This is a genomic window from Micromonospora sp. WMMD961 (assembly GCF_029626145.1).
GTDB lineage: Bacteria > Actinomycetota > Actinomycetes > Mycobacteriales > Micromonosporaceae > Micromonospora.
The window spans coordinates 6,577,201-6,592,702 of record NZ_JARUBJ010000002.1; the positions used below are offsets into that span (position 1 = coordinate 6,577,201).

Sequence of the window (15,502 nt, forward strand, 5' to 3'; positions counted from 1 at the left end):
CGAGCAGGGGTCAAGTCGGAAGGCAGCGCAAACTAGCAGTGTAGCCGAGAGGCTAACCGCTGTCCAGCCCACCCCGCAGGTTGTTTGCGGAACGCGCCTCGGCCCCCTCAACCGGGTGTGCCGGGCCGCTCAGAACGCAACGTCCCCACTGGGCCGCTCGGGTCGACACGGCCGTTGGTGCCGCCGTTGTCATACCCACGTCGTGGCCGTCGCAAGCGCGGTGTCTTGCTGGTGTCAGCGTGCCTGGCTGGCCGGGGCCGCGTCAAGGGCCGGTATCCGGGTCGCCCGTTCTTTCCCACTGCAGGGCGACCCGCCACGCTCGTTCGGGTCAGCCTCGCCGGTCGTCCGAGCCCAGCTCAGAGCCGGTCGACACCAGATCCACCAACACGGCGGGCGGCGATCCGTGTCGGATCACCGCCCGCCGCAACGCGATTCGTGTCCCGGCTCACGAGCCGGGTACGCGCCGATGGAGCTCAGGTCACTTGAGGGTGACCTTGGCGCCCTCACCCTCGAGCTTGGCCTTCGCCTTCTCGGCGGTCTCCTTGTTGACCTTCTCCAGGATGGCCTTCGGCGCGGACTCGACCGCGTCCTTGGCCTCCTTGAGGCCCAGGCCGGTCAGCTCACGCACGACCTTGATGACCTGGATCTTCTTGCCACCGTCAGCCTCGAGGATGACGTCGAACTCGTCCTGCTCCTCCTCGGCCGGGGCAGCGGCGCCACCGGTGCCACCGCCGGCAGCGGCAACCGCGACCGGAGCGGCAGCGGTGACCTCGAAGGTGGTCTCGAACTGCTTCACGAACTCAGAGAGCTCGATCAGCGTCATCTCCTTGAACGCGTCGAGCAGCTCGTCGGTGCTGAGCTTCGCCATGTCTGGCGTCCTTTCCTAATGCTGATAAGTAAGAACTGGTGCGCCGTGGGAGCCGTCAGGCCGCCTCGGCGCCCTCCTTCTCGCGCTTGTCCTGCAGTGCAGCCGCCAGACGGGCGGTCTTCGACAGCGGGGCCTGGAACAGGGCCGCGGCCTTGCTCAGGTTGCCCTTCATCGCGCCGGCCAGCTTGGCCAGCAGCACCTCGCGGGACTCCAGGTCGGCAAGCTTCGTGACCTCGGCCGCAGTGATGGCCCGGCCCTCGAAGACACCGCCCTTGATGACGAGCTTCGGGTTGGCCTTCGCGAAGTCGCGAAGCCCCTTCGCCGCCTCGACGACGTCGCCCGAAACGAAAGTCAGCGCGGTAGGACCGGTGAACAGCTCGTCGAGGCCGGTGATGCCCGCGTCCGTCGCAGCACGCTTCGCCAGCGTGTTCTTCGCGACCATGTAGCTGGTATCGGCGCCGAGCGAGCGCCGAAGCTGGGTGAGCTGGGAAACCGTCAGACCGCGGTACTCGGTCAGCACGGTGGCGCCCGAGCTGCGGAAGCTCTCGGTCAGCTCAGCGACGGCCGTGGCCTTGTCGGCCCGGATCGGCTTGTCCGCCATGTCCCTCCTCTCTCGTTACTCGAGGCTGGTCCCCGTCACAGCCGAAGCCGGGACGGGGGCGGAGGCAGCGCGACAACGAAAAAGCCCCGGCGCAGGGCGCACGGGGCGAGGGCCGGCAGATCATCACGGTCGGCGGACCATGTTCACTGCCGAGTTACGCTTGCCGCCCTGCGCGGGTCGCCCGGTGTCGCGGGACCTTCGACCGTGCCGAAGCACGGTGACCAGCGGTCTCTGGGTGGTTCCTCATCCATGAGAACACGGATGACGGGTGAAGAATACGCGCCCAGGCCACCAGCACCAAATCACGCCTGGTGAGCCACGTCACGACCCCGCCGCCGGTCAGCCCTGCGCCCGCCGCCGCCACAGGTAGCCGCCGACCACCGCGGCGCTCCAGGCCAACGCCCACCCGCTCAGCCCCAGCAGGGTGAGCGCGGCGGCGTTGCCTCCGGTGGTGCGGGCGGCGGCCATGATCGGCGGTGCCAGCCAGGGGACCACCGAGCCGCTCAGGCCGAGCACCACCGCGCCGACGCCGCCGAGGGCCAGCACCGCGACGCCGTACCCGGCCCCGCCCGCCGAGGCCCGACTGGCCAACGCACCGAGAGCAACCGCAGCGGGTACGGCGAGCAGGTGCGCCCACAACCCCAGTGCCAGCCCCACCGGGATCGACCGGTCCCCCGGGTCGACCGGGCCGGAGACCCCGCCGACCAACCACGGGAACAGCAGCGCGACGGCCACCGTCACCAGCGCTGCCACGCCGGCCGCGAGGAGCCCGGCCGCCCGCTCGCGGGCCACCCCCACCGCCACCTGTGCCAGCCTGCGCTGGACGTCCGGCTCCACATCCAGAAGGATCTTGGTTTGCCAGGCGACAACCGGGAAGAGGACCACGGCCGAGACGCCGTACGCCTCCGCCGGCTGGGCGCGGCCGCCGCCGTAGAGGGTGCCGAGAATGACGAGGCCGGCGAGCAGCGGTGCCACCGCGCGTCCGGTCCGCAGGAAACCCGCCAGCCGCATCCGGATCAGGGCGGTCACCTGGCCTCCCCCACTGCCGGCTCGATCCCCGCGCCGGCAGCCTCCGGTTGCTCCGCTGTCGGTTCCCCAACGCCCTGCGGCGGCGGCTCAGCGGGTCGGGCGGCACCGGCCTCCCGGAGCGGATCGGCGGGTCGCGCCGATGGTGCTGCGGCGGAGGGGTCGACGCGTACCCGCAGAATCTGATGTCCCTCGGCGCGCAACCGGGCGACGGTGCCGGCGACCCGCGTGGCCGGCACCGCGACCTCGACCACCGCGAGCGTCTCGTCCGCGGTGGTCGTCTCCTCGGTCAGCGAACCGTCGGCCACCGACCAGCGGCGCGCGGCCGGCAGCCGGACCGTCTCCCCCCGGTGGTCGCTGACCAGGACAGCCCCCTCGCCGGCGAGCACCTCGTCGATCAGCTCGGGCACCAGTTCACGGGTCGCGGCGTCCAACCCCTCCCACGGCTCGTCGAGCACCAGCAGGCCCGGAGGGCGCAGCATCGCCTGGGCCAGGCCCACCTTCTGTGCGGTGCCCTTGGACAGCTCCGGCAGCCGGACCGAGCGGAAGGCGGACAGCCCGAGCCGATCGGTCCAGGAGGCCACCGCCTCGTCGGCCGCCGCCCTCTCCAGCCCGGCCACCCGGGCCATCCCGGTCAGGTACCGGGTCACGGTGAACGGCTGGTCAGCGGGAAAGCGCTCCGGCACCCAGCCCACCCGGGCGGGCCGGTCGGTGACCCGGCCCCGGTCGGGCCGGAGCACCCCGGCCGCCACCTGGAGCAGAGTCGACTTGCCCACCCCGTTGCGGCCCAGCACGACCGCCACCTCGCCCGGACCGATCCGCACGTCGACGCCCCGCAGCACCCACGGCCCCCGCCGGTGGTACCGCAGCCAGACGTTCTCCAGTCGCATGGCGTCGAGCCTGCCACAGCAGGAACGCGCCGGGGCGCCGCCACAGTCGTGGCGGCGCCCCGGCGGAGCGAACTGTCGGCTCAGGCCTCGGCCGAGTCCTCACGGAGGTTCTTCACCAGGTTCGGGTCGACCGGAACGCCCGGGCCCATCGTGGTGGTGAGGATGACCTTGCGGAGGTACTTGCCCTTGGCCGCGGACGGCTTGGCACGCAGCACCTCGTCGAGCACCGCGGCGTAGTTGTCCACCAGCTGGCTCTCCGTGAAGGAGGCCTTGCCGATGATCAGGTGCAGGTTGGAGTGCTTGTCCACCCGGAAGGTGATCTTGCCGCCCTTGATGTCCTGCACCGCCTTGGTGACGTCCATGGTCACCGTGCCGGTCTTCGGGTTCGGCATGAGACCGCGCGGGCCCAGGATCCGCGCGATCCGGCCGATCTTGGCCATCTGGTCCGGCGTGGCGATCGCCGCGTCGAAGTCGAGCCATCCACCCTGGATGCGGGCGACCAGCTCGTCGGTGCCCACCTCGTCGGCACCCGCCGCGGCGGCCTCTTCGGCCTTCGCGCCGCCGGCGAACACGATCACGCGGGCGGTCTTACCGGTGCCGTGCGGCAGGTTGACCGTGCCGCGGACCATCTGGTCCGCCTTGCGGGGGTCGACGCCGAGGCGCATGGCGACCTCGACCGTGGCGTCGAACTTGACGTTGGTGGTCTCCTTGGCCAGCTTCACGGCCTCGGAGGGGGTGTAGAGCTTCGACCGGTCGATGACGTCGGCGGCCTTGCGGTAGCTCTTGCTACGCTGCATTGCTGATTACTCCTGTGGTCTCTGGCGGGCCGCTCGGCGCGGGCCCTCCCACGGTCGGGTCGACGGCCTGGGCCGACGTCAGTCGTTGACGGTGATGCCCATCGACCGGGCGGTGCCGGCGATGATCTTCTCGGCCTGGTCGAGGTCGTTGGCGTTGAGGTCGGCCATCTTCTTCTCGGCGATCTCACGCAGCTGGGCGCGGCTGACCGAGCCGACCTTCTCGGACTGCGGAACACCCGAGCCCTTCTGCACACCGGCGGCCTTGATCAGCAGCCGGGCAGCGGGCGGGGTCTTCAGCACGAAGGTGAAGGACCGGTCCTCGTAGACGCTGATCTCGGCGGGGACGATGTCGCCCCGCTGGGACTCGGTCTGCGAGTTGTAGGACTTGCAGAACTCCATGATGTTCACGCCGTGCTGGCCGAGCGCGGGGCCGACCGGCGGGGCCGGCGTGGCCTGGCCCGCCGGCAGCTGAAGCGTGAACGTCTTGACGAGCTTCTTCTTCGGAGGCATGTCACTTCCTGGGGCTTGGAGCTGGGAAAATGCGGCTGTCGCCGCCCTCGGAGCGCGCACGGTCAGCGCGGTGCGACAGCGGCGACATTCAAGAGTAGCGCAGGCCGCAGCCCGCTCGTCCGCCGAGGTCGAGCGGGAGGGCTACGCCGACGTCGGCGGCGGGCCGGACCCGCCGCCGACGACCAGTCAGATCTTGGCGACCTGGTTGAAGTTGAGCTCCACCGGGGTCTCGCGACCGAAGATCGACACCAGCACCTTGAGCTTCTGCTGGTCGGCGTTGATCTCGCTGATCGTGGCCGGCAGCGACGCGAAGGCACCGTCGGTGACGGTGACGGAGTCGCCCACCTCGAAGTCGAGAACCTTGATCTCCGGCTTCGCCTTCTTCTGCTCGGTCTCGACGGCCGGCGCCAGCCACTTCAGCACCTCGTCGAGGGAGAGCGGGGCGGGCCGGTCGGCCCGGTCGGTCGCGCCGACGAAGCCGGTCACGCCCGGGGTGTTCCGGACACACGAGTAGGACTCGGCGGTCAGCTCCATCCGGACCAGGATGTAGCCCGGGAAGACCTTGGCCTGGATCTGGGAACGCTTACCGTTCTTGACCTCGACCTCCTCCCGGGTCGGCACCTCGACCTGGTAGATGAAATCCTCCATGTCGAGGCTCGTGATCCGGGTTTCGAGGTTGGTCTTGACCTTGTTCTCGTAGCCGGCGTACGAATGCACCACATACCAGTCACCCGGCGCGTAACGCAGCTTCTGCCTCAGCTCGGCGACCGCGTCGTAATCCTCGTCCGGTGCGGGCTCGGTCGTTGGGAACTCCGGCTCGCTGGCGGCCTCAACCGACTCGTCACCAGCCGCCGTCGCGACCGTGGACTGCTCGTCCACCGGTCCGGCGGTCTCGTCGTACTCAGGCACGCTCGCTCACTTCCGTCACTATCGGCTGGAGGCAGCCGGTCAGTCCGAGTTGCCGAAGACAAACAGCACGACCTTGGCGAAGCCGTAGTCCAGCACGCCGACGATCGTCAGCATCACCGCGACGAACGTCACCACCACGGCGGTGTAGGTCAGCAACTCCTTGCGGGTCGGCCAGATGACCTTACGCAGTTCGGCTACGACCTCGCGGAAGAACCGGGCGATGCGGCCGAACACGCCCACCCGTCCCGTTTCCGACCGGGTGGTCGGCCGGCTGTCCGCCGACTCTGCCCGGGCGCGCGACCGCGTGGCGGTGCCGCCCCGGGAAACCGGCTCGTCCGCGCCGGTGGCGTCGTCGTCGGCTACGTCGTCGACGATCTCGTCATCCAGACGATCGTCGCCGGCGTCCTCGCCGTGCCGCTTGTTGTCGGCCACTTCGCCCTCCGTCGCGGAATCTCGGGTCGCACGCCGAGTGGCGTACGCGGCGCTGGTCACGCCGGCCGGGCCTAACCGTCCCGCGACGGGCCGCGGCCGGTGGATCATCCGGAGGGCCCGATTGCCTCGGAACCACCCCGCCGATGCCACCACCACGGGCCGGACGCCGCCAAGGTGGCGACGCGACCCACGGGAACGGTCAGGCCTGAGGCGCAGGGGTGACAGGACTTGAACCTGCAGCCTGCGGTTTTGGAGACCGCTGCTCTGCCAATTGAGCTACACCCCTATGCGGCAACACTCGCCCCACGCGGCCACAGACGACCGAGCAGGGGTCACTTGCCCCACGGCGGACCAGTGTACGGGTAGCCCCCCGACTTTCCCAACCGGTCTCCTCGCCACGCGTGGCGAGGAGGGTTCAGCGTGCCGTACGGATGGTCGCCCGAGCCTGCGAGAGCACCTTCTCGCCCAGGCAGGTCGCGGTCACGTCAAGTCGGGTCAGGCCGTCCTCGGTCACCTCACGGACCCGTGCGGTGACCTCGATCTCGGTGCCCTGGTCATCGTCGGGCACCACCACCGGTCGGGTGAAACGAACGCCGTACTCGACCACCGCGTCCGGCGCCCCGGCCCACTCGCTGACCGCCCGGCCGACCAGCGCCATGGTGAACATGCCGTGCGCGATCACCCCGGGCAGACCAACCTTGGTGGCGACCCGGTCACTCCAGTGGATCGGGTTGAAGTCACCCGAGGCGCCGGCGTACTGCACCAGGTCGGCGCGGGTCACCCGGAACGTCTTGGCTGGCAACTCCATCTCAGGCCTCCCCACGAATGACGTACCTGGCCCAGACGGCCACCACCGGCTCCCCGCCGACGGTGCTCACGTCCGTGCGCGTGGTGAGGAAGCCGTGCCCGCCCCGGGTGCTGACGTCCTCGATCGTGTTGGTGCAGACCAGCTCGTCACCAGCGACCACCGGCCGGGTGTACGCGAACCGCTGGTCGCCGTGCACCAGGCGGCTGTAGTCGACGCCCAGGTCCGGGTCCTCGATGATCTGACGGCTGGCGGCCATCGTGACGACCACCGGGAAGGTCGGCGGGGCCACCACGTCGCCGTGCCCCAGCGCCCGCGCGGCCTCCGGGTCATGATGAGCCGGGTCCGTGGCACCGATGGCGCTGGCGAACTCACGGATCTTTTCTCGGCCCACCTGGTAGGGGGCGGTCGGCGGATAGGTCCGGCCGACGAAGGAAGGGTCCAGAGGCATGCCGCGAACCTACACGTAAAGCACAATCGCCGACCTGAGCGGCAGGCGGCGGCGGAGCCGCGCCAAACCGGTCAGATCGGCGACGAGAAAGCTTCGACAGTGGCCGGCGAAGCCGGCCACGAGTCAGCGGGTCTCGCGGTGGACCGTGTGCCGACCGTCACGCGGGCAGAACTTCTTCAGCTCGATGCGGTCGGGGTCGTTGCGCCGGTTCTTGCGCGTGATGTAGTTGCGCTCCTTGCACTCCACACACGCCAAAGTGATCTTCGGCCGGACATCGGTAGCCTTCGCCACGGCGGAGTGCCTTCCTCGCTAACGGAAACAACTACGACGCGCCAGCCTAGACGCTGACAGCGCGGACATGCAAAGTGGGCGCCAGAAGCGCCCATTCTTACGACCACCGGCAACGAGCCCGGAAGACGAGAGTAGCGGTGGCCGGACTTGAACCGGCGACACAGCGATTATGAGCCGCTTGCTCTACCATCTGAGCTACACCGCTGCGATGGGTCCAGCTGAACCCTCGAGCCCCCTTACGGAATCGAACCGTAGACCTTCTCCTTACCATGGAGACGCTCTGCCGACTGAGCTAAGGGGGCCTGCGCGATCTCCCCGTGGGGCGCGCAGGAGTAAGAGTACACGGCCCGGCTCGACAGGTGAAATCGGATCCCCGGTGATCGTCCGCGCCCTGGTCAGGGCACGACTCGGAGGCGCGGGAGCTCCCCATCGGCGGTCGTCTCCGGCTCGACCTGAGCACCGAACCAGGCGGCCAACCGCTCGTACGGCAGGGGCCTGCTGAACAGGAAGCCCTGCCCGATCTCACAGCCGATGTCCTGGAGAAGCTCCAGCGTCAGCTCACTCTCCACCCCCTCGGCGACAACGGCCAGGCCGAACTGCTGCGAGAGGGTCACCACGGCGTTGACGATGGCCAGGTCCCCCGGGTCGGTGGCCATGCCCTGCACGAAGGAGCGATCCACCTTCACCTCGTGCACCGGCAGCCGGCGCAGGTGCGCCAGAGACGAGTCACCAGTGCCGAAGTCGTCCACCGACAACCGGACGCCGAGGTCGCGCAGCCGTTGCAGGGTCGGGATGGGCCGGTCCGTGCCGTCCAGCACCCCGGCCTCGGTGATCTCCAGGGTGAGACGCTGCGCCGGCACCCGATATTCGCTCAGCAGCTCCTGCACCCGGTCCGGGAAGTGCTGGTCGGTGAGCGTACGGGCCGCGAGGTTGACCGCGATGGGCAGCGGCTGATCGGCCAGCGCCCAGTCCCGGCTACGGCGCAGCCCCTCGCGGAGCACCACCTCCGTGAGCCGACTCAGCTGGCCGGTGTGCTCGGCAACCGCCACGAAGTCCTCGGGTGCCACAGTGCCGTGCGTCGGGTGTTCCCACCGCGCCAGGCACTCGACACCCACCAGGCGCCGGTCCCGCAGCGTCACCTTGGGCTGGAAGTAGACCTCCAGCTCGTCCTGGTCCAGGGCCTGACGCAGATCACCGGCCAGACCCAGCCGGCGCAGCGACCGGGACTCCAGCGCGGGGTTGAACAACTGCACGCTGCCCGGCACCGACTTGGCCGCCGTGGCCGCGAGGTCCACCCGGAGCAGCAGGGTCGCCGCATCGCTGCCGTGATCAGGATGTACGGCCACCCCGACGGCGGTGTTCACGTCCAGGGTGAGTGCGTCGAAGACCATCTCGTCGCGGATCTGGTCGCGCAGTTGGGCGGCCAACTCGAGCGCGGACTCGGCACTCTCCAACCGCAGCGTCACCAGGAACTCGTCCCCGCCCGCCCGGCCGACCAGCGCCGACGACGGCGCGCTGGCCCGCAACCGGCTGGCGACCTCGGCGAGGACCTTGTCCCCCGCCGCGTGACCGAGGGACTCGTTGACCTGCCGCAACCCGTCGACGTCGAAGAGCAGCAGCGCCACCACCTCACCGGGCAGGCGGATCTTGACCGCCTCGTCCAGCGCGCCGATGATCCGCCGCCGATTGGGCAGCCCGGTCAACGTGTCGTGGTACGCGTCGTGCCGCAACCGGTCGACCAGCCGCGAGTTCTCCAATGCGACGGCGACGTGGGCGGCCACGGTTTCGAAGACCGGGATGTCAGCGGCCGTGAAATGGCCGACGTCACTGAGCCGGTTGACCACCTCGAGGGTGCCGATCACCGCCTGGCCGGACCGCAGTGGAACCACGATGACGTCTTTGACCTGGTGCTTACCGAGCGCCCTACGGACGTCATCGTCATCGTCGAAGGCTCGCCCGGACGCCAGTGGGCGGCCGGACTGCCGAACCCGTTCGCGGACGATCGAGGGAGTGAGCGCGACATCGAGCAGGCCACGGTCGTCGAGCCGGGCGCTCAGCAGGACCTCAGGGTGGCGGCCCTGGGCCGGCAGCCAGAGCGTGGCGTACTCGGCCTGCATCAGCGCGCGGACCCGGTCCAGCAGCGCGTCGACCAGGCCACCCTCCTGACCGCTCTCGCTGATCGCCCGGGTCAGTTCGTACATGTTTCCGAGCGTGCGGTGCTGGCGAAGGAACTGGGCGTACGAGCGGTAGACCAGGACGACGGCGATCGCCAGCACCGCGATCAGGAGCACGGACCACAGGTTGGACTCGATCGCCATCAGGATCACCAGCCCGATGACGGCATTGATTGCGCAGATCACCTGTGGGGCAGGGGCGTTGCGGATCAACTCCCACCCTGCCTGCCACCCGTGCAGCAGGGTGATGACAGCGCTGATCGCCGCCAACGAGATCAAGCTGTTGACACTGACCACGGCGAAGAGGACAGCCCACGTCTTCGGGCCCACCCCCTCGACGGGAGGAAGCGCCAGCAGGACAACCCCCGCGGCCGAGGCCGCTGCGGCCGTCCTGGCGAGATTGAACCAGACCTTCGGAGCGCTGAGACGCCGACGAAGCTGGCCTACCAGCGCAGCCAGGACGGCGATCAGGACGACCGTCAGCGGCGGCAGGTAGAAGAAGGCAAGGACCAGCGGGATCTCGGTGACGATGACTTCGAGCGCCTGCCGACGTACGACGACTTGCAGCACCTGGATGCTGGTCGCCACCATCACCCCGAAGAGCGCCACAGCTCCGAAGAGATTGCCCGGAGGCGGCGGCCCAGCCAACGCGAGGACGAACGAGCAGACGATGGCCAGCACAGCCAGAGGTCCAGTGATCAGCCAGGCCTGCTCATTGGATCTACGGGCTGAGGGCGTGCCAGCCTTCATTCCGCTCCCTCGCTGGGTGTTGCGGAACCGGGCCTATCGGGCGACGGTGGCGCCCTCGTCGACGACCGGTGCGCCCCACGTGTAGTCGAACAGCTGAAGATCGCTGGCTTGACCAGAGAGGGCGCCCGCGAACGCGACCACGGCCGCGAACGCGAGGGCGACGCGAAGGCGGCGCGGCGACCGTCCAAACATCAGCGTGCTCCTGTCGGGGGTCAGAACAAGAATCAGTGCCCCTGATCGTGCCACAGTCGAAACGACCCGCAAAGCCCACGTACGGCCGATCGGCATGACCGACCGGGCGAGCGGCGACGCCAGTTGACCACCGTGTAATAACGTGCAGACAGAGCGTCTAGGCAACGCGCTCTTCGACTTCCCATTGGCAGATAGTGCGGCTTCCAGCCAAGGCGGCGAATCGGAACTTTGCCCCTGCTGGCTCAGAGGCGACAAATCGCTCGACCCCTAGCTCCTCAGGACCAGGGAGAGAGCCCGTCCTGGCGGTGTAGATGCTGAGCATCCGGTCTGGACCGCGCGCCGTGTGGATCGAGGAGGGTGCACACCCCTGACCCCCTACGCGCCCCCGGTGGTGAGAGTAGCCGGTATCTCCCAGCCGGTGGAGACCGGAACGCAGAGAATCTCCTCGATCCGCGGATTCCGATAGCTCACCGAGAGGGCCGAGCGGGATGGGATGGCCGAGACCGCTGGGCACCCGGCCGGCCCTCGATCCGACAGCCTCTCTCCGGTAGCCCAGCCCACCGTCGTCGGTGCCGACCCGATGACGTTCAGCCCCACGTCGCGCCGTCGCCGCTGGCCGACATCGGCCTCGTCAGGGAGGGGGCCGCTCCAGCCACCGGCCAGGTTGCTCCTGTTCTGACGACGGACGGCATCCGGCGGAAAGCAGCCCCGAAAGCCCCCGTCTGGCCACTGGCTGGTGCGACGTTCCGCAAGAATGCCGCTGCTCAAGGGCCCTTCGCTGCACAAGAGTGCTGGGCGAGCGGCCCCGATCGCCACGATTCGCAGAACGGATTCATTGAAATGTTTGACGCTTTACAAACCGCCATCCAAGTCCCTCGACAACCGGGGAGAAGGCCGGGTTTATCGCAGTGGCCGGAATGCCGCCCGCACCTCGGCGGAGAAGAGCTCCGGCTCCTCCCAGGCCGCGAAGTGACCGCCGCTGCTGGCCTCGTTGAAGTACGCGACGCCGGGGTAGACCGCCTCGACCCAACTGCGCGGCGCGGCCCAGATCTCCCCGGGGAACGTCGTGAAACCCACCGGGACCGTAACCGGCGGAGGAGCCTGGCCGGATGCCTGGGCCGCGGCCTGGAACCGGCCGAACTCCCAGTACCAGCGGGCCGACGAAGCACCGGTGCCGGTCAACCAGTACAGCGTGATGTTGTCGACGATGGTGTCCCTGGTGAGTTTGCCGGCGGGCTCGCCGTCGACAAACGCGCGGGAGATCTTGTAGTAGCTGTCCGTGTCGTGGTCGAGCATCCACGCGGCCAGCCCGACCGGTGAGTCGAGCAGGGAGTAGCCGATGGTCTGCGGCCGGGTGGACTGCTCAAGGAAGTAGCCGAAGCCATCCATCGTGAACAGGTTGAGCGCGTCGCGCGCCACACGTTCCTGCTCAGAATCGGCCGGCAACTGATCCTTGATACCGATCGCCCCGGCGAGCAGGTTGACGTGGATGCCGAGCAGCCCCTCGGGCCCCTGCCGGCCCATCGCATCCGTGACCGCAGCACCCACGTCGCCACCCTGGGCGACGTAACGGGTGTAGCCCAGGCGATCCATCAGCACAGCCCACGCCTGCGCCATCCGGGCGGAGTCCCAGCCCGGATCGGTCGGCTCACCCGAGAACCCGTACCCCGGCAGGGACGGCAGCACCAGGTGGAACGCGTCCTCCGGAGTGCCACCGTGCGCGGTCGGGTCGGTGAGCGGACCGACGACCCCCAGCATCTCGACGACCGAGCCCGGCCATCCGTGCGTCATGATCAGCGGCAGGGCGTCATCGTGCCGGGAACGGACATGGATGAAGTGGATCTCCACCCCGTCGATGACGGTCGTGTACTGCGGCAGCGCGTTCAGCCTGGCCTCGCACGCACGCCAGTCGTGCTCGGCCACCCAGTAGCGGGCCAACTCCTGGATCGTCGCCAACTGCACGCCCTGCGAACGGTCGGAGACGAGCTCGCGGCTGGGCCAACGGGTGGCCGCGATCCGGCGACGCAGATCCGCGAGAGCCTCCTCCGGGGTGTCGAGCCGGAAGGGACGGATTTCGTCGTAGTCGGACATTTCCCCCCTCCTACCGGATCGAGTCAGCCGGCACCGCCGGCGGTGTTGGCACCCGCCCAGTTTCGCAGCGGACAAGGGCCGGCCGGGCCGTTTTCCGATCACCGGTGAACCGAAGACGGGCGTAGGGACGCACCGAGCCGCTACCCGCCGACGGCAGGTTCCTTTGCGTCGACGAGTTCGACCGAAGTCCGGATTCGCGACCAGCCCCGAGATCCGCCACCCGGGCTACCCGGTCAAGGCAGCATGACGAGGCACTAGTTGCCGACGCCGAGGCTCGACATGAACGCCGCCGGGTAACGGTCACCGCGCGCGGAACCCTTCGGCACGGCCGCCTCGATCTCTTCGAGATCATCGGCCGACAGCGTCACGTCCAGCGCCGGCAACGCCTCGGCCAGCCGCTGCCGGGTGCGGGCACCGACCAGCGGAACGACGGACGGGTCCTGCGCCGCCACCCAGGCGATCGCCAGCTGCGCCACCGTGCACCCCTTCGCGTCGGCGACCCGGCGCAACGCCTCCACCAGGGCGAGGTTGTGCGACGCGTTCTCCGCGGAGAAGCGGGGACTGTGGTTACGCGGATCGTCCGCCCTCCCCGGCACCCAGTTCCCCGAGAGCAGGCCGCGGCTCAGCACCCCGTACGCGGTCAGCCCGACGCCCAGCTCCCGCAGCGTGGGCAGCACGTCGGCCTCGACCGCCCGCGACAGCAGCGAATACTCAATCTGAAGATCAGCAATCGGATGTACGGCGTGCGCCCGCCGGACGGTCTCCGCGTCAACCTCGGATAGCCCCACATACCGCACGTAACCCGCGTCGACCATCTCCTTGATCGCGCCGATCGTGTCCTCGATCGGCACCGACCGGTCGAGCCGGGCCGGCCGGTAGATGTCCACGTAGTCGACGCCGAGCCGGGTCAGCGAGTAGCTCAGGAAGTTCCGCACCGAAGCCGGGCGGGAGTCCTGACCGGCGAAGCGTCTGCCCGGCCCCACCTGCTGCCCGAACTTCACACTCAGCAGGTAGCTGTCCCGGTCGCGTCCCCGCAACGCCTCCGACAGCAGCAGCTCGTTGTGCCCCATTCCATAGAAGTCACCGGTGTCGACCAGCGTGACCCCCGCGTCCAGCGCGGCCCGTACGGTGGCGATGCTCTCCTCGCGATCGGCCGGGCCGTACGCGCCCGACATGCTCATCGCCCCCAGCCCCACCGCGGAAACCGTGGGACCCTTGTTGCCCAGAGTGCGTGTCTGCATCGAAACTCTCCCTCATCGGTCGATCTCGGCTCCACCCTGCGCCGCTTTCCGGCCCGCCGGCAGCGGAGCGCTTATCGTGGGAGCGCCGCTCCCTGGCTCGGCGCCCAGTCCCCGGGGCAGCATGGAGGCATGCAGCGCGAGCAGCTCGCCGACTTCCTTCGGCACCGGCGCAAGGCCATCCGCCCGGCCGAGGTCGGCATCGCCGACGGCCCCCGCCGGCGCACCGCCGGCCTGCGCCGCGAGGAGGTCGCCATGCTCGCCGGCATGTCCGTCGACTACGTCGTCCGCCTCGAGCAGGGACGCAGCAGCCAGCCGTCGACCCAGCTGCTCGGTGCCCTGGCCCGGGCACTGCGCCTGACCGACGACGAGCGGAGCCACCTGTTCCACCTGGCCGGCCACCAGCCGCCGCCCGCCGACGGCATCGCCCGCCTGGCCCGGGCCGGCCTGGTCCGCCTGCTCGACCTGGTGGGCGACACCCCAGCCATGGTCCTGTCCGACCTCGGCGAGATCCTGGCGCAGAACCGCATGTCGATCCTGCTCACCGGCGACCACAGCGGGCTGACCGGCGATCGCCGCTACGTCGCCTACCGCTACTTCACCGACCCGGTCATCCGCGACCTGCACGGCCCCGAGGAATGGCAGCGGCACGCCCGCCAGCAGGTCGCCGACCTGCGCGCGGTTGCCGGCCGGCGGGCCGGCGACCCGGCCGTGACCGGCCTGATCGAACGGTTGCGGGCTGCGAGCGACGACTTCCGGCGGCTGTGGGCCGAGCACGAGGTGGCGGTACGCCGGGCCGACCGCAAGACGTTCGTACACCCGCGCGTGGGCCGCATCACGGTGGACTGCGAAACCCTGGTCACCCCGGACCTCGGCCAGCAGCTGCTGGTGCTGACCCCGGCCGACACCGAGGACCGGGAAAAGCTTGAGCTGCTGCGCGTGCTGGGGGTCGAGGAGTTTCCGGCCGTGCCTCACTGACAGCGCCCGCGGTTCCCCCACACTCATGGCAAGGGACCAGCAGGAGAAGCGTTGGCCGAGGAGGCGGGGGACGCACCGGGCGATGACGCAGATCCCGTCTCGGGTTTGCTCATCGATCCGTCTCGCTGCGCCGGGCCAGCGATTCCCGGAAGCACGAGCGTTTACAGCCCCGGAAGTGTCCTCAGCGGGCAAGATCGACCCGCTCACCATCTGCCCACAACCAGTCGCCATAGGTCGGACGCAGCCGGACCCGGCTAGATCGACGACAACGGCCCCTGATCAGCATCTCTGCTGGTCAGGGGCCGTGTCTGCACCTGGTGGCGGGTAGAGGATTCGAACCTCTGAAGCTTTCGCGACGGATTTACAGTCCGCTCCCATTGGCCGCTCGGGCAACCCGCCAGGGCACCCCACCGCGTCGTAACGCGGCGGCGGAAGCAAGGATAGCGGCTCCCCCCGGCAGCGATGCAACCGGGTACGGTCAGGGGGTCGTGCCGCTGGT

16 protein-coding genes and 4 tRNA genes are annotated in these 15,502 nt (G+C 69.4%); 1 reads left to right on the plus strand and 19 read right to left on the minus strand.

Annotation, left to right across the window (positions count from 1 at the left end; genetic code table 11):
* Nucleotides 1–478: 478 nt before the first annotated feature.
* The 18 genes from rplL to O7614_RS30125 all read right to left on the minus strand — a co-directional run bounded on the left by rplL (nucleotide 479) and on the right by O7614_RS30125 (nucleotide 14,028).
* Complete coding sequence (rplL, locus tag O7614_RS30040) at nucleotides 479–868, minus strand: 50S ribosomal protein L7/L12 (RefSeq protein ID WP_203149819.1); 390 nt, start codon at nucleotides 866–868, stop codon at nucleotides 479–481.
* 55 nt (nucleotides 869–923) lie between these two features.
* The gene (gene rplJ / locus O7614_RS30045; protein WP_278141726.1) at nucleotides 924–1,469 is read right to left on the minus strand and encodes a 50S ribosomal protein L10; all 546 of its coding nucleotides are present in this window, start codon (nucleotides 1,467–1,469) and stop codon (nucleotides 924–926) included.
* Nucleotides 1,470–1,808: 339 nt separating this feature from the next.
* Nucleotides 1,809–2,498 (minus strand): hypothetical protein, encoded by a 690-nt coding sequence (locus O7614_RS30050; protein WP_278141727.1) that lies wholly within the window; start codon nucleotides 2,496–2,498, stop codon nucleotides 1,809–1,811.
* Nucleotides 2,495–3,385, minus strand: a complete 891-nt coding sequence (locus O7614_RS30055; protein ID WP_278141728.1) for an ABC transporter ATP-binding protein — start codon at nucleotides 3,383–3,385, stop codon at nucleotides 2,495–2,497. The genes O7614_RS30050 and O7614_RS30055 overlap by 4 nt, the downstream gene beginning before the upstream one ends.
* A gap of 80 nt (nucleotides 3,386–3,465) precedes the next feature.
* Nucleotides 3,466–4,182, minus strand: coding sequence for a 50S ribosomal protein L1 (gene rplA, locus O7614_RS30060; protein WP_278141729.1), 717 nt, complete (start codon nucleotides 4,180–4,182; stop codon nucleotides 3,466–3,468).
* 78 nt (nucleotides 4,183–4,260) lie between these two features.
* Nucleotides 4,261–4,692, minus strand: coding sequence for a 50S ribosomal protein L11 (rplK, locus tag O7614_RS30065; RefSeq protein ID WP_278141730.1), 432 nt, complete (start codon nucleotides 4,690–4,692; stop codon nucleotides 4,261–4,263).
* Nucleotides 4,693–4,878: 186 nt separating this feature from the next.
* The gene (nusG, locus tag O7614_RS30070) at nucleotides 4,879–5,601 is read right to left on the minus strand and encodes a transcription termination/antitermination protein NusG (RefSeq protein WP_088987561.1); all 723 of its coding nucleotides are present in this window, start codon (nucleotides 5,599–5,601) and stop codon (nucleotides 4,879–4,881) included.
* A 39-nt stretch (nucleotides 5,602–5,640) separates the two neighbouring features.
* A complete protein-coding gene (gene secE / locus O7614_RS30075) occupies nucleotides 5,641–6,033 on the minus strand; it encodes a preprotein translocase subunit SecE (protein WP_269682297.1) in 393 nt (130 codons plus the stop codon).
* Nucleotides 6,034–6,246: 213 nt separating this feature from the next.
* Nucleotides 6,247–6,319 (minus strand) — tRNA-Trp (locus O7614_RS30080).
* 129 nt (nucleotides 6,320–6,448) lie between these two features.
* On the minus strand, nucleotides 6,449–6,841 hold the full coding sequence (locus O7614_RS30085; RefSeq protein WP_278141731.1) for a MaoC family dehydratase: 393 nt from the start codon (nucleotides 6,839–6,841) through the stop codon (nucleotides 6,449–6,451).
* Nucleotide 6,842: 1 nt separating this feature from the next.
* Complete coding sequence (locus O7614_RS30090; RefSeq protein ID WP_278141732.1) at nucleotides 6,843–7,289, minus strand: MaoC family dehydratase N-terminal domain-containing protein; 447 nt, start codon at nucleotides 7,287–7,289, stop codon at nucleotides 6,843–6,845.
* A 123-nt stretch (nucleotides 7,290–7,412) separates the two neighbouring features.
* Nucleotides 7,413–7,580, minus strand: a complete 168-nt coding sequence (gene rpmG, locus O7614_RS30095; protein ID WP_007073056.1) for a 50S ribosomal protein L33 — start codon at nucleotides 7,578–7,580, stop codon at nucleotides 7,413–7,415.
* 132 nt (nucleotides 7,581–7,712) lie between these two features.
* Nucleotides 7,713–7,785 (minus strand) — tRNA-Met (locus tag O7614_RS30100).
* 24 nt (nucleotides 7,786–7,809) lie between these two features.
* Nucleotides 7,810–7,882, minus strand: a tRNA-Thr gene (locus O7614_RS30105).
* A gap of 93 nt (nucleotides 7,883–7,975) precedes the next feature.
* Nucleotides 7,976–10,504 (minus strand): bifunctional diguanylate cyclase/phosphodiesterase, encoded by a 2,529-nt coding sequence (locus tag O7614_RS30110; RefSeq protein ID WP_278141733.1) that lies wholly within the window; start codon nucleotides 10,502–10,504, stop codon nucleotides 7,976–7,978.
* Nucleotides 10,505–10,537: 33 nt separating this feature from the next.
* Nucleotides 10,538–10,696 (minus strand): hypothetical protein, encoded by a 159-nt coding sequence (locus O7614_RS30115; protein ID WP_278141734.1) that lies wholly within the window; start codon nucleotides 10,694–10,696, stop codon nucleotides 10,538–10,540.
* 900 nt (nucleotides 10,697–11,596) lie between these two features.
* Nucleotides 11,597–12,787 carry an epoxide hydrolase family protein gene (locus O7614_RS30120; protein WP_278141735.1) on the minus strand — a complete coding sequence of 397 codons (1,191 nt, stop codon included), beginning with the start codon at nucleotides 12,785–12,787 and terminating at the stop codon, nucleotides 11,597–11,599.
* Between the two features lie 254 nt (nucleotides 12,788–13,041).
* The gene (locus O7614_RS30125; protein WP_278141736.1) at nucleotides 13,042–14,028 is read right to left on the minus strand and encodes an aldo/keto reductase; all 987 of its coding nucleotides are present in this window, start codon (nucleotides 14,026–14,028) and stop codon (nucleotides 13,042–13,044) included.
* A gap of 129 nt (nucleotides 14,029–14,157) precedes the next feature.
* Between O7614_RS30125 and O7614_RS30130 the strand changes: the two genes are divergently transcribed.
* Nucleotides 14,158–15,003, plus strand: a complete 846-nt coding sequence (locus O7614_RS30130; protein WP_278141737.1) for a helix-turn-helix transcriptional regulator — start codon at nucleotides 14,158–14,160, stop codon at nucleotides 15,001–15,003.
* Between the two features lie 315 nt (nucleotides 15,004–15,318).
* Here O7614_RS30130 and O7614_RS30135 read toward each other — a convergent pair.
* Nucleotides 15,319–15,402, minus strand: a tRNA-Tyr gene (locus O7614_RS30135).
* Nucleotides 15,403–15,502: the final 100 nt, after the last annotated feature.